Source organism: Actinosynnema pretiosum, from assembly GCF_024171695.1.
GTDB lineage: Bacteria > Actinomycetota > Actinomycetes > Mycobacteriales > Pseudonocardiaceae > Actinosynnema > Actinosynnema pretiosum.
The window spans coordinates 392,382-405,947 of sequence record NZ_JAMTCF010000003.1; the positions used below are offsets into that span (position 1 = coordinate 392,382).

The following is a 13,566-nucleotide window of genomic DNA, read 5'->3' on the forward strand; positions in this document are numbered from 1 at the left end:
CGCTCAACAAAGGGCGCAAACAGACGCACCACCTGGAGGAATTCATGGCGCGAGCGGTCGGCATCGACCTGGGGACGACCAACTCCGTCGTCGCGGTCCTGGAGGGCGGCGAGCCGACGGTGATCGCCAACTCCGAGGGGTCGCGCACCACCCCGTCCATCGTGGCCTTCGCCAAGAACGGCGAGGTCCTCACCGGTCAGCCCGCCAAGAACCAGGCGGTGACCAACGTCGACCGGACGATCCGGTCCGTCAAGCGCCACATCGGCACCACGTGGACGACCGACGAGGTCGACGGCAAGAAGTACACCCCGCAGGAGATCAGCGCCCGCGTGCTGATGAAGCTCAAGCGGGACGCCGAGGCGTACCTGGGCGAGGAGATCACCGACGCGGTGATCACCGTCCCGGCCTACTTCGAGGACTCGCAGCGCCAGGCCACCAAGGAGGCCGGGCAGATCGCGGGCCTGAACGTCCTGCGCATCGTCAACGAGCCCACCTCCGCCGCCCTGGCCTACGGCCTGGACAAGGGCGAGAAGGAGCAGACCATCCTGGTCTTCGACCTCGGTGGCGGCACCTTCGACGTCTCCCTGCTGGAGCTGGGCGACGGCGTGGTCGAGGTCCGGGCGACCTCCGGCGACAACCACCTCGGCGGCGACGACTGGGACCAGCGCGTCGTCGACTGGCTGGTCGAGCGGTTCAAGCAGGCGAACGGCATCGACCTGACCAAGGACAAGATGGCGCTGCAGCGCATCCGCGAGGCCGCGGAGAAGGCGAAGATCGAGCTGTCCAGCTCGAACAGCGCCTCCATCAACCTGCCGTACATCACGGTCGACTCGGACAAGAACCCGCTGTTCCTGGACGAGACGCTCTCCCGCGCCGAGTTCCAGCGCATCACGAACGACCTGCTGGAGCGCACCCGCGCGCCGTTCACCAACGTGATCAAGGACGCGGGCATCAGCGTCGGCGACATCGACCACGTGGTCCTGGTCGGCGGCTCCACCCGCATGCCCGCCGTCAGCGAGCTCGTCAAGGAGCTGACCGGTGGCCGCGAGCCCAACAAGGGCGTGAACCCGGACGAGGTCGTCGCCGTCGGCGCCGCCCTGCAGGCCGGCGTGCTGCGCGGCGAGGTCAAGGACGTCCTGCTGCTCGACGTCACCCCGCTGTCCCTGGGCATCGAGACCAAGGGCGGCGTGATGACCAAGCTCATCGAGCGCAACACGACGATCCCGACCAAGCGCTCCGAGATCTTCACGACGGCCGACGACAACCAGCCGTCCGTGCAGATCCAGGTCTTCCAGGGCGAGCGCGACTTCGCGGCCGACAACAAGAAGCTCGGCATGTTCGAGCTGACCGGCCTCCCGCCCGCCCCGCGCGGCGTCCCGCAGATCGAGGTCACCTTCGACATCGACGCGAACGGCATCGTGCACGTGTCCGCCAAGGACATGGGCACGGGCAAGGAGCAGCGGATGACGATCACCGGCGGCTCGGCGCTGCCGAAGGACGACATCGAGCAGATGATCAAGGACGCCGAGGCGCACGCCGAGGAGGACAAGCGCCGCCGCGACGAGGCCGAGGTCCGCAACCAGGCCGAGACCCTGGTCTACCAGACCGAGAAGGTCGTCAAGGAGAACGAGGACAAGATCCCGGCCGAGGTCCAGGAGAAGGTCCGCGCGGCCATCGCCGAGACCAGCGAGGCGCTCAAGGGCACCGACATCGCCAAGGTCCGCGCCGCCGTGGAGAAGCTCGCCACCGAGTCGCAGGCCATCGGCCAGGCCATGTACGCGGGCGCCGCGCCCACCGACGCCGCCGCGGGTTCCGCGCCCGGCGCCGAGGGCGGCGCGAAGCCCGGCGCCAAGGCCGACGACGTGGTCGACGCCGAGATCGTCGACGAGGACGAGAAGAAGTGACGAGCGCCGACCAGCAGCAGCCGGAAGACGTGAGCACCGAGGAGCAGCCGGACCTGCGCCGGATCGACCCCGAGACCGGGGAGATCCGCGCCGAGTCGGCCGCCGACACCACCTCTCCCGCCGGGAGCGGGGGCGGCAAGCACGCCGCCCCCGAGCCCGAGGGCGTCGCCGAGGTCGACCCCGCCGCCGAGCTGAAGGCCCAGCTCGACGAGCGGACCGCCGACCTGCAGCGGCTGACCGCCGAGTACGCGAACTACCGCAAGCGCGTCGAGCGCGACCGGGAGGTCGTGGTCGCCACCGCGAAGGCGAAGGTCGTCGGCGACCTGCTCGGCGTGCTCGACGACGTCGAGCGCGCGGGCCAGCACGGCGACCTGACCGGCGCGTTCAAGGCGGTGGCCGACAAGCTGGTCGCCGCGCTGACCGCGACCGGCCTGGAGGGCTTCGGCGAGGCCGGGGAGGCGTTCGACCCGGCCGTGCACGAGGCGGTGCAGCACAGCACCTCCCCGGACGTGCCCGGTCCGACCGTGACCGCCGTGTTCCGCCGCGGCTACCGCTTCGCGGACCGCGTGCTGCGGCCCGCGATGGTCGTGGTCACCGATTACGAGCCCGCTCCCGCGCAGCCGGAGCAGGCCGAGGCCGAACAGCAGGACTGACGGAGAGGGGGCGGCGTCCGGTGAGTGCGAGGGACTGGATCGAGAAGGACTTCTACCGCGAGCTGGGCGTCTCCTCGGACGCCTCCGCGGACGAGATCAAGAAGTCGTACCGGAAGTTGGCGCGGGAGCTGCACCCCGACGCCAACCCCGGTGACGCCAAGGCCGAGGCGCGGTTCAAGTCCGTGTCCGAGGCCTACGGCGTCCTCTCGGACTCGGCGAAGCGGAAGCAGTACGACGAGGCCCGCCGCCTGTTCGCGGGCGGCGGGGGCTTCCCCGGCGGCTTCGGCGGCGGCGGCGGGTTCGACGTCGGCGACCTGTTCGGCCGGGGCGCCGCGGGCGCCCAGGGCGGCATGGGCGGTGGCGGCGGGCTCGGCGACCTGCTCGGCGGCCTGTTCAACCGCAGGGGCGGCGGCGGCGCGGCGACCGGGGCCAACCGCCCCCGGCGCGGCGAGGACGTCGAGACCGACGTCCGGATCGACTTCACCGAGGCGGTCAAGGGCGCGACCGTGCCGCTGCGGCTGTCCAGCCCGGCGGCCTGCGCGACCTGCTCCGGCTCCGGGGCCAAGCCCGGCACCACGCCCCGCACCTGCGGGAACTGCGGCGGTGCGGGCCTGGTCACCCGCAGCCAGGGCGCGTTCGCGTTCTCGGAGCCCTGCCAGGACTGCCGGGGCACCGGCCGCATCGTGGACGACCCGTGCCAGGAGTGCGGCGGCGACGGGATCAGCACCAGGACCCGGACGCTGACCATCCGCATCCCGTCGGGCGTCGACGACGGCCAGCGCATCCGCCTGGCGAACCAGGGCGAGCCGGGCCGCAACGGCGGCCCGACCGGCGACCTGTTCGTCCGAGTCCACGTCAACCCGCACCCGATCTTCGGCCGCTCGGGCAACGACGTGACCCTGACCGTCCCGGTGACCTTCCCGGAGCTGGCGCTCGGCACGTCGTTGACCGTGCCGACGCTGGAGGGCAAGGTGACAGTGAAGGTGCCCGCCGGCACGAACAGCGGCCGGGTCATGCGGGCGAAGGGCAAGGGCATCGCGCGGCGCGACGGCAAGGTCGGCGACCTGCTGATCACGCTGCAGGTGGCCGTGCCCAACAACACGGACGCCAAGTCCCGCGACGCCCTGGAGGCGTACGCGAAGACCACGTCCCAGCACGACCCCAGGGCCGAGTTGAACGCGCTGCTGCTGGAGAGGGGCAAGTCGACATGACCTTCCCGTTCCCGCCCGGCACCGACGAGGACACACCGTTCTTCGTGATCTCGGTGGCCGCCCAGCTGTCCGGGCTGCACGCCCAGACGCTGCGCAGCTACGACCGGATGGGCCTGGTCTCACCAGGCCGCACGACGGGCGGCGGACGCAGGTACTCCATGCGGGACATCGTGCTGCTGCGCGAGGTCCAGCGCCTCTCCCAGGAGGACGGCGTCAACCTCGCGGGCATCAAGCGGATCATCGACCTGGAGAACGAGGTAGGCGCGCTCCGCGCCAAGGTGGCGGACCTGACCGAACAGCTGTCGAACGCGATGGCGGCGGCAGAGGCAGCAGCGGCAACGGTGCACGCCTCGTACCGCAGGGACCTGGTCCCGGTCCGCCACGAGACGGCCCTGGTCGTCTGGAAGCCCCAACAACGCCGCCGCTAACCCTGCGGCCGGGGAACCCCGCACCACACCAGAAAGGCCCGGAGCCACCCGCTCCGGGCCTTTCTGCACGCACCGGGATGACCGCTTCGCGGGCTGCGGGGCGAGCGCAGCGAGCCCGCAGCCGCCCCATCCCGCGTCCCTCTTCTCCGTGTGGCCTGGCGAAGCCCGAGCGCAGGTGTCAAGATGCCGCCGCATCGCCACGGCAGACTGCCTGGTCAAACGGCGTCTTGACGCCTGTGCTTGCCTGAAAGGAGGCCACACGGAGAAGAGGGACCCCGCCCACCGCAGTGGTAAACGGGACCACAAGACCAACGGTCACCGGCCGGCAGAGCTCGTGTCCCTCTTTTTTGGAGGTCTGCCCCGCCGGCGAGGCGAGCTCTTCAGCTCTTGATCTTCACCCTGAGCTCTTGCCCTTCGCCCGCAACCCACTAATCCAACGTGAACGGGTCGTACTTGATCCGGTCAAGCGGCGTCCCCGCGACCAGCATCCTCGACACCGTGGCCCGGATCATCGACGGCGACCCGCACACCAGCACGTCGCGGTCCTCCCAAGCCCCGTACCGCGTCACCACGTCCGCCAACGTCCCCTGCTCGACCCCTCGCGCCCCAGGGTCGTTCTCCAACACCGGCACGATCGACAACCACGGGTTGGCGCTCGCCATCCGCTGCAGGTTGTCCAGGTCGTACAGGTCCTCCCTCGTCCGCCCCCCGATGAACAGGTGCGTCTTCGGGTTCTCCCCCCACTGCGCCATCTCGTCCAGCATCGCGTGCATCGGCGCGATCCCGGTCCCACCGGCGATCATCAGCACGTTGTTCCCGGACGTCCGGTTCACGCTCAACCGCCCCATCGGCGGCCCGATGCGCCAGACGTCCCCCGGCTGCGTGTGCCCGACGATCGACCGGCTCACCCACCCGCCCTCGACGGACCGGATGTGGAACTCGATGATCCCGTCCTCGCGCGGCGCGTTGGCGGGCGAGAAGTACCGCCACAGCCTCGCCCGCTGGGGCGTCTCCACGGACACGTACTGCCCGGCCCGGTAGTTCACCGGGTGGTCCGGCTGCAACCTGACCACCGCGAGGTCCCAGCTCACCCGCTGGTGCTCCAGCACCGTCGCGTGCCAGTACGCGGGGCCCTCGTCGGCGTGCGCGGCCTCCTGCATGGCCCTGGCCATGATCGTGTAGGCCTCGGCCCAGGCCATCTCGACCTGCGGCGTCCACGCCTCGCCCGCGTACTTCTTGATCGCGGCGAGCAGCGCGGTCCCGACCGACTCGTAGTGCGAGCTGACCACGCCGAACTTGCGGTGGTCGCGCCCCAGCTGCCTCAGGAAGGGGATCAGGTCGTCGGGTCTGTCGACCATCTGCACCACGTGGACCAGCGCCCGCAGCAGCCTGCTCCGCTGCACCTCCATGTTCGCGGGGAACATCTCGCGGGTCGCAGGCGCCAGGCTGAACAGCATTCCGTAGAAGAACTTGGCCACATCGTCGGCGCGCGACTCGACGACCGCGAAGCTCTCCCGGATCAGCCGCACCATGGCGGTGACACCCGGAGGAGGTTCGCGGTGCGGCGGGCTCGGGATGGGGCTCAACACAGCGTTCGCAGTCATGGTCCGGGCGCAGTCTCCACGTTTGTTGCGGCGCCTGCAACGGCGCTACGTCCTCGTCAAGCATCCAACCCCGACGCTGCGACACTAACCCGTCAACTGGGTGGTTGACTCCTTGATGCCACCTTTGAGTGCAGTACGACTTCGTTGTGTAACGCGGAGCTCGATCCTTCGAGGGATCATTCAACTTCGGTTGTACCTTGATCGTGGCCTGCGCAACAGGGTGAGACTTGTCCTACACCGTTTGGCCGCTTGCCGCACCCCTCCCTCACACGGGTGGACCTGCGAACGCGCTCCGTGAGTGATCATCTCGTCAGGCCTGTGGATAGCGACCTGCGGATTGTGGATAACTCGGACATCGCTGTGGAAAAGCTGCTGGTCCGAGCGGGTGACGCTCTCACGGGGTGAGAACACGCTCCGCAGTGCTCCGCACGACGCAGAACTCGTTGCCCTCGGGGTCCGCGAGCACCACCCAGCCGGTGCCGTCCTCGTCGCGCCGGTCGTCCACCAGGGTCGCACCGAACGCCAGCACCCGCTCGACCTCCTCGTCGCGGGTCCGGTCGTGCGGCTGGAGGTCCAGGTGCACCCGGTTCTTCGCGGCCTTGCCCTCCGGGACCCGGATGAACAGCAGGTTCACGCCCTCCCGCCACACCACCTCGACCTCGTCTTCCCCCGGCTCGTCGCCGTCGCCCAGCGCGCCGCCGGTGATCCCGGTCCAGAAGGTGGCCAGCGCCCACGGGTCGGCGCAGTCGAAGGTCAGGTGTCGCACCAGGGAAGCCATGCTGAAGATCATCGACCGCGAGCCGCCCGTCCGCATCCCCGTCCGCATCCCAGCCCGCATCCCCGCCTGCATCCCACCCGCATCCACCTGCATCCCCACCTGCATCCCCACCTGCATCCCAGCCTGCATCCCCAGCCGCACCCTCGCCCGCACCCCAGCTGCACCCCGGCCGCACCCGGAACACCGCTCGACCTGTCGTCGCGCCCCACCTCCACGACTTCGGCTATGACTCATGTCACAATGCTCTCGCCAGGTTGAGCGGAACGGGCTCAACTTTTCTGACGTTGAGCAGGGTGACGACCGGTGCGGGACGCTGGTCGCGCATCAGGGCTGAGTCGACCGAGGTGAGGAATGGACGCTTTCAACCCGACCACCAAGAGCCAGCAGGCGGTGTCCGCGGCGGTGCAGGCGGCGACGATCGCGGGCAACCCGGACGTCGGCCCCGTCCACCTGCTCGGCGCGCTCCTCGCGCAGGGCGAGGGCCTGGCCGCGCCCCTGCTGACGGCCGTCGGCGCCGACCCCGGCGTGATCCGCAAGGAGCTGGAGCAGCTCAGCCGGACGCTGCCCGCCGCCAGCGGCTCCTCGGTCTCCGCGCCGCAGTTCTCCCGCGACGCCGTCCGGGTGCTCGCCAGGGCCCAGGAGCTCGCCACCGAGATGGGCGACGAGTACGTCTCCACCGAGCACCTGCTCGTCGGGCTCGCCCAGCACGGCGGCCAGGTCGCCGACCTGCTGCGCCGCCACGGCGCGAACCCGGAGGCGCTGCGCGAGGCGTTCGAGAAGGTGCGCGGCTCGGCCCGCGTCACCAGCCCCGACCCCGAGGGCACCTACAAGGCGCTGGAGAAGTACGGCGTCGACCTCACCGCCCGCGCCCGCAGGGGCGAGCTGGACCCGGTGATCGGCCGCGACTCGGAGATCCGCCGCGTCGTCCAGGTGCTGTCCCGGCGCACCAAGAACAACCCGGTGCTCATCGGCGAGCCCGGCGTCGGCAAGACCGCGATCGTGGAGGGCCTGGCCCAGCGCGTCGTGGCCGGTGACGTGCCCGAGTCGCTGCGCGGCAAGCGCGTGGTCTCCCTCGACCTCGGCTCGATGGTCGCGGGCGCCAAGTACCGGGGCGAGTTCGAGGAGCGGCTCAAGGCCGTCCTCAAGGAGATCACCGACTCGGCCGGCCAGGTCATCACCTTCATCGACGAGCTGCACACCATCGTCGGCGCGGGCGCGACCGGCGAGTCGGCGATGGACGCGGGCAACATGATCAAGCCCATGCTGGCGCGCGGCGAGCTGCGCCTGGTCGGCGCCACCACCCTGGACGAGTACCGCTCGCACGTGGAGAAGGACCCGGCGCTGGAGCGCCGCTTCCAGCAGGTCCTCGTCGGCGAGCCCTCCGTCGAGGACACCATCGGCATCCTGCGCGGCCTCAAGGAGCGCTACGAGGTGCACCACGGCGTGCGCATCACCGACGCCGCCCTGGTCGCCGCCTCCACCCTCTCCGACCGCTACATCACCGCCCGCTTCCTGCCCGACAAGGCCATCGACCTGGTCGACGAGGCCGCCTCCAGGCTCCGCATGGAGATCGACTCCCGCCCGGTCGAGATCGACGAGGTCGAGCGCGCCGTGCGCCGCCTGGAGATCGAGGAGATGGCGCTGGCCAAGGAGTCCGACGAGGCCTCCCGCGAGCGGCTGGCCGCGCTGCGCGCCGAGCTGGCCGAGCGCCGCGAGTCGCTGGCCGCGCTGACCGCCCGCTGGCAGAACGAGAAGGGCTCCATCGACAAGGTCCGGGTGCTCAAGGAGCAGCTGGAGCAGCTGCGCGGCGAGTCCGAGCGCGCCGAGCGCGACGGCGACCTCGGCCGGGCCTCCGAGCTGCGCTACGGCCGCATCCCCGTGCTGGAGAAGGACCTGGAGGAGGCCACCCGCACCACGCAGGAGGCCGCCGTCATGCTCAAGGAGGAGGTCGGCCCGGACGACGTGGCCGACGTCGTCAGCGCGTGGACCGGCATCCCGGCGGGCCGGATGCTGGAGGGCGAGACCACCAAGCTGCTGCGCATGGAGGAGGAGCTGACCGGCCGCGTGGTCGGCCAGGCCGAGGCCGTCCGGGTCGTCTCCGACGCCGTCCGCCGCACCAGGGCGGGTGTCGCCGACCCCGACCGCCCCACCGGCTCGTTCCTGTTCCTCGGCCCCACCGGCGTCGGCAAGACCGAGCTGGCCAAGGCGCTGGCGCAGTTCCTGTTCGACGACGAGCGGGCGATGATCCGCATCGACATGAGCGAGTACTCCGAGAAGCACTCGGTGGCCCGCCTGGTCGGCGCGCCCCCCGGCTACGTCGGCTACGACCAGGGCGGCCAGCTGACCGAGTCGGTCCGCCGCAGGCCCTACTCGGTGGTGCTGCTGGACGAGGTCGAGAAGGCCCACCCGGACGTGTTCGACGTGCTCCTGCAGGTGCTCGACGACGGCAGGCTCACCGACGGCCAGGGCCGCACCGTCGACTTCCGCAACACGATCCTGGTGCTCACCTCGAACCTCGGCTCGCACGCGATCGCGGACGTGTCGCTGGACGAGCGCGGGCGCAAGGACGCGGTCATGCAGGTGGTGCGCGGCCACTTCAAGCCCGAGTTCCTCAACCGGCTGGACGACGTCGTGGTGTTCCGCGCGCTCGCCACCGAGGAGCTGACCTCGATCGTGGACATCCAGGTGGCCAAGCTCGCGGCCAGGCTCGCCCAGCGCAGGCTCACCCTGGAGGTCACCCCGGCGGCCAGGGAGTGGTTGGCGCTCAACGGCTTCGACCCGGTGTACGGCGCCCGCCCGCTGCGCAGGCTGGTCCAGTCGTCGATCGGCGACCAGTTGGCGCGCGAGCTGCTCTCGGGCGAGGTCCGGGACGGCGACGCGGTCCGGGTCGACGTGCTCGACGACGCGACCGGCCTGATCGTCGGCAAGGTCTGACGGTTCACCGGTCCGGGGGTGGGGACGAGCCGTCCCCACCCCCGGACCCCGCCTGCCACACCGCCCGCGGACCGGTCCCCGGAAGATCGAAGCCGATTCGTCATCCCGACAGGCCGCACTGATCTTCGCTACCGCCCCGCCTCCCGCTACCCTCAAGCACCGTGGGCATACCGGCGTGGGTCTGGTTCACCGTCGCCGCGGTGGCGGGCATTGCGGGCTTCGCACTGATCGCGACCGATCGTGCGCAGCGGACCGCGCGCAACCGCGAGCGACGTCGCTGGGCTGCCCTCAGGGGCTGGCAGTTCGAGGAGACCGACCAGGTCCTGACCTCCCGCTGGGAGAGCGGCGCCATCGCCTACCACGGCACCGGCACCGCCAAGGACGTCGTCGCGGGCTCCACGTTCACCGCCGACGGCCGCCGCCAGGTCTACGTCCTGGACCACGAGACCAACAACAAGGTCAACTCGGTCCTGGTGGGCGTGCGCTGCCGCAGGGCGCTGCCGGTGGTCGTGGAGCTGTGGCTGCACAGCGTCCCCTTCCAGCGCGACCAGATGCCGGACCTGCTCGGCCCGGTCGGCTCCCGCTACGCGTTCGTCAGCGAGGTGCCCGCCGCCCGCAAGCTCATCACCCCGGACCTGGTGGACGCCGCCGAGGAGATCGGCGCCGACGTCACCGTGGTCTGGCTGGAGGGCGACTGGGTGATGGCCGCCGCGCCGCCGAACTCCACCCCGTCCCGGATCGAGCGGCTGCTGCGCGACCTCGGCGAGCTGGCCGACGTCGTCGACCCGTTCGACGCCGACCAGGACGACGCGCCCGGCTCCGGGAGCGGCGAAGTGATCCGCCCGTCCTTCGGGCGCAAGCAGTGAGCGCCCCGACCGCCCTCGTCACGGGGGCCAGCGCGGGCCTCGGCGCGGCCTTCGCCCGCCGGTTGGCCGCCGAGGGGCACGACCTGGTGCTGGTGGCCAGGACCGCCGAGCGCCTGGAGGCGCTAGCTCAGGAGCTGCGCGCCAGGCACGGCGTCGAGGTCACCGCGTTCCCGGCCGACCTGTCCACCGCCGAGGGCAGGCTGGCCGTCGAGGAGCTGCTCGCGGGCAGCGAGGTCGACCTGCTGGTCAACAACGCGGGTTTCACCAACTCCGCCGAGTTCTTCCAGGCCGAGGCGGACCAGCTCCAGGCCCAGCTCGACGTCAACGTCACCAGCGTCCTGCGGCTGACCCGCGCGGCGCTGCCCGGCATGGTCGCCCGCCGCTCCGGCGCGGTCGTCAACGTCTCCAGCGTCGCGAGCTTCCTCCCCGGCAGGGGCAGCAGCTACAGCGCCGACAAGGCGTGGGTGACCATGTTCTCCGAGGGCATGGCCGAGTCGACGCGGGGCACCGGTGTGCGCGTGATGGCGCTGTGCCCCGGCTTCACCCGCACCGAGTTCCACGAGCGCGCGGGCATCGACATGACGAAGACGCCGGAGCTGTTCTACCTGGACGCCGACCGGGTCGTGCACGAGGCGCTGGCGGACCTGCGCGCGGGCAAGGTGGTCTCCATCCCCAGCCCGCAGTACAAGGCGATCGTCACGGGCGCGGGCCTGCTGCCGAGGTCGCTCCTGCGCGCGATCGCCTCCAGGGTCATGGGCGGCCGGGGCCGTACCTGACCTGCTCCCCGGACACGTCCCGGACCGCCTGCCTGACCGCACCCGTGCGGCCCGGAAAACGGGCAGTTCGGGCACCTTCCCCCAGGTGGGAACCCGTTCGCCCGCGCTCCCGTCCCAGTGCCACGCACGACCGGGAGAGGGACGGGCAACATGGGAGAGCGGTTCCACGTCGAACCTGATGAGCTGAGCGGGTACAGCGAGCTGCTGACCCGCAACGCCGGGCACTTCCTGACGATCAGGGAGCACGCCGTGTCCAAGGGCGGTGACACCTCGGGCTTCACCGGCCTGCTCGCCCTGCTGCGCCCCGCCGTCACCGGCGTCGCCGAGCTGTACGGCGAGACCCTGGAGTTCGCGAACTCCATGATGACCAAGGAAGCCGCCGCGCTGGACCAGGCCGCCGAGAGCTACCGGGCCGTCGACGCGCACGCCAAGGCCCTGCTGAGCCAGGTGCAGCAGGCGCTCGAGGCCGCCGCCGAGGCGCCCGCCGTCGGGGGTGGCGAGTGACCGCGTACGCCGACGTCGAGAACCCGGCCACCGCGCTGGCCGCCGCGCCCGAGGACCGGCCGGGCCGCCAGAGCACCAAGGAGCTCATCGAGAAGGCGGGCTGGAAGATCCAGGGCGTCAACTGGATCTACGAGCAGGTCACCGGCGAGAACCTGATCGAGTCGCTGATCAACCCGCTGCTCGGCGACTTCGAGAAGATCGACGCGAACGCCGCCGCCTGGGACCGGGTCGCCAAGTCGCTCGACTCGGTGCGGCACAACGTGGACGCGGGCGCCGGGCAGCTCGGCCCGCACTGGGACGGCGACGCCGCGCAGTCGTTCGAGACCAGGATGCGCACCCTGTGGGTGGTCGCGATCGAGGCCGACTCGCAGGTCGCGCGGATCGTCGGCAACCAGTTCCAGTCCACCGCCTCGGCCTGCCGCACCGCCACCGGGCTCGCGCTGAGCCTGCTGGACAAGCTGGTCGGCAAGCTGGTCGAGGCCGCCATGACGGCGTGGATCCCGGTCGTCGGCTGGGGCCGCGCGGTGTGGATGGTCTACGACGCGGTGCAGATCGTCGACGCCATCCGGAAGATCATCATCTCGATCCAGACGCTCATCGAGGGCGTCCAGGGCATGGTCAACGGCCTCAAGGGCATGGGCACCGCGCTCATGAAGCTCAAGGACGTGCGGGACGTCGGCGACGCGCTGGACGTGCTCGACGCCTACCAGGACGGGCAGCAGAAGTTCGGCGACGGCCTGTCCGCCGCCAAGTCCGGGGCGCTCGGCGTGGCGATGAACAGCTACAAGCTCGGGTCGTCGGTCAACAAGGCGAACACCCGGTACACCGCGCCGCCCCCCGGCGCCAGCCCGCCGCCGACGTCACCGCCGCCCGCCCAGTCCGGCGCCCCCGCGTCCGGTGGCGGAGGTGGGGAATGACCTTCCCCTACGACAGGGCCAAGCTCGACGCGCTCGTCGCCGACGTGGAGGCGCGCAACGCCGCGCTGATCAAGACCGCCACCGAGGCGTCCCGGGTGCGGACCACCTCGCGCGGCCTGTCCGACGCCGACCTCGCCCAGATCTCCCGCGCCGCGAACGACCCGCGCGCCCCGCAGGCGCTGCGCGACCTGGCCAAGCGGGTCGACGCGGGCGAGCTGTCCTGGAAGGACGTCGCCGAGGGCAAGGCGCTGGACGACGAGGGCGTGCGGCGGGCCATGGCCACCGGCATCCCGGACCTCAAGCGCGCCCACAACGCCATCCGCGAGGGCCAGGACGTGCAGGACCTGGCGCGCGGCGGCGACGGCGACGAGCCCGGCTCGTTCACCGAGGACGCCTGGTAGCGCGGGGGCGGGTTCTCGACCCGCCCCCACCCGCCTCAGAACGGCGAGTCGACCGGCCCACCGCTCGTGTGGTTGACCCCGTCGCCGCGCACCACGTCGTAGAACACCCCGGCCGCGATCGCCAGCGACCGCACCGGTTCCGCGAGCCCGCCCCGGAGCCGCAGCACGTCCCGGCGGATCCGCGCCCCGTCCCGCTTCGCGAGCTGCCGGTAGGACATCCCGGCCACGTCCGCCAGCGCGCACAACCGCGTCCCGGCGGCGTCGTGCAGCCCGACCCCGCCGCCACCCTCCTTGCGCAGCGAGCCGAGCGCGCGACCACCGGGCAGCAGCACCTCGGTGGGCGGCGCGCCCCAGCCCTTGCGCACCTCCAGCAGCGGCCCGGCGGGCGTCGACAGCGCCACCCGGAAGGCGGTCCGGCCGGAGAACGCGGTGCGCCGCAGCGCCACCAGCGGCCCCAGGCCGCCCAGGTCCTCGGTGTGCGCCAGCGGCGCGTCCGACTCGGCGTAGACCCGCACCGAGTAGCGGACCTTCAGCAGGTGGTCGGTGAACGACCAGGGGTGCTCGACCAGCAGCACATCGGGCAAGGTCAC

The 13,566-nt window shown here is 71.4% G+C and carries 13 protein-coding genes; 10 read left to right on the forward strand and 3 right to left on the reverse strand.

All coding sequences use genetic code 11. The annotated features are described in order from the left end of the window. Positions 1-44: 44 nt before the first annotated feature. Genes dnaK through LV78_RS08180 form a run of 4 tightly spaced genes read left to right on the forward strand, consistent with a single transcriptional unit; the run spans position 45 to position 4,196 of the window. Positions 45-1,904, forward strand: coding sequence for a molecular chaperone DnaK (dnaK, locus tag LV78_RS08165; RefSeq protein WP_253844100.1), 1,860 nt, complete (start codon positions 45-47; stop codon positions 1,902-1,904). Continuing rightward, positions 1,901-2,557 (forward strand): nucleotide exchange factor GrpE, encoded by a 657-nt coding sequence (gene grpE, locus LV78_RS08170; RefSeq protein WP_253844101.1) that lies wholly within the window; start codon positions 1,901-1,903, stop codon positions 2,555-2,557. Before dnaK ends, grpE begins: the two co-directional genes overlap by 4 nt. Positions 2,558-2,577: 20 nt before the next feature. After that, positions 2,578-3,768, forward strand: a complete 1,191-nt coding sequence (gene dnaJ / locus LV78_RS08175) for a molecular chaperone DnaJ (protein ID WP_253844102.1) — start codon at positions 2,578-2,580, stop codon at positions 3,766-3,768. Next, a complete protein-coding gene (locus LV78_RS08180) occupies positions 3,765-4,196 on the forward strand; it encodes a heat shock protein transcriptional repressor HspR (protein WP_253844103.1) in 432 nt (143 codons plus the stop codon). The genes dnaJ and LV78_RS08180 overlap by 4 nt, the downstream gene beginning before the upstream one ends. 428 nt (positions 4,197-4,624) lie before the next feature. Here LV78_RS08180 and LV78_RS08185 read toward each other — a convergent pair whose 3' ends face one another. Further along, positions 4,625-5,728: an FAD-binding oxidoreductase gene (locus LV78_RS08185; RefSeq protein ID WP_253844104.1), complete on the reverse strand. Its 1,104-nt coding sequence runs from the start codon at positions 5,726-5,728 to the stop codon at positions 4,625-4,627. Between the two features lie 466 nt (positions 5,729-6,194). After that, positions 6,195-6,578 carry a VOC family protein gene (locus tag LV78_RS08190; protein WP_253844339.1) on the reverse strand — a complete coding sequence of 128 codons (384 nt, stop codon included), beginning with the start codon at positions 6,576-6,578 and terminating at the stop codon, positions 6,195-6,197. Positions 6,579-6,929: 351 nt separating this feature from the next. Here LV78_RS08190 and clpB point away from each other — a divergent pair, with 351 nt between their 5' ends. The 6 genes from clpB to LV78_RS08220 all read left to right on the forward strand — a co-directional run bounded on the left by clpB (position 6,930) and on the right by LV78_RS08220 (position 12,976). Continuing rightward, on the forward strand, positions 6,930-9,512 hold the full coding sequence (clpB, locus tag LV78_RS08195) for an ATP-dependent chaperone ClpB (RefSeq protein WP_253844105.1): 2,583 nt from the start codon (positions 6,930-6,932) through the stop codon (positions 9,510-9,512). A 161-nt stretch (positions 9,513-9,673) separates the two neighbouring features. Then, complete coding sequence (locus LV78_RS08200; protein ID WP_253844106.1) at positions 9,674-10,378, forward strand: TtfA family protein; 705 nt, start codon at positions 9,674-9,676, stop codon at positions 10,376-10,378. After that, positions 10,375-11,154 carry an SDR family NAD(P)-dependent oxidoreductase gene (locus tag LV78_RS08205; RefSeq protein ID WP_253844107.1) on the forward strand — a complete coding sequence of 260 codons (780 nt, stop codon included), beginning with the start codon at positions 10,375-10,377 and terminating at the stop codon, positions 11,152-11,154. The genes LV78_RS08200 and LV78_RS08205 overlap by 4 nt, the downstream gene beginning before the upstream one ends. A gap of 150 nt (positions 11,155-11,304) precedes the next feature. Beyond that, positions 11,305-11,658 (forward strand): hypothetical protein, encoded by a 354-nt coding sequence (locus LV78_RS08210; protein WP_253844108.1) that lies wholly within the window; start codon positions 11,305-11,307, stop codon positions 11,656-11,658. Beyond that, positions 11,655-12,575 carry a WXG100 family type VII secretion target gene (locus LV78_RS08215; protein WP_253844109.1) on the forward strand — a complete coding sequence of 307 codons (921 nt, stop codon included), beginning with the start codon at positions 11,655-11,657 and terminating at the stop codon, positions 12,573-12,575. Before LV78_RS08210 ends, LV78_RS08215 begins: the two co-directional genes overlap by 4 nt. Then, positions 12,572-12,976: a hypothetical protein gene (locus tag LV78_RS08220; RefSeq protein WP_253844110.1), complete on the forward strand. Its 405-nt coding sequence runs from the start codon at positions 12,572-12,574 to the stop codon at positions 12,974-12,976. Before LV78_RS08215 ends, LV78_RS08220 begins: the two co-directional genes overlap by 4 nt. 35 nt (positions 12,977-13,011) lie before the next feature. Here LV78_RS08220 and LV78_RS08225 read toward each other — a convergent pair whose 3' ends face one another. Further along, positions 13,012-13,566 (reverse strand): hypothetical protein, encoded by a 555-nt coding sequence (locus tag LV78_RS08225; protein ID WP_253844111.1) that lies wholly within the window; start codon positions 13,564-13,566, stop codon positions 13,012-13,014.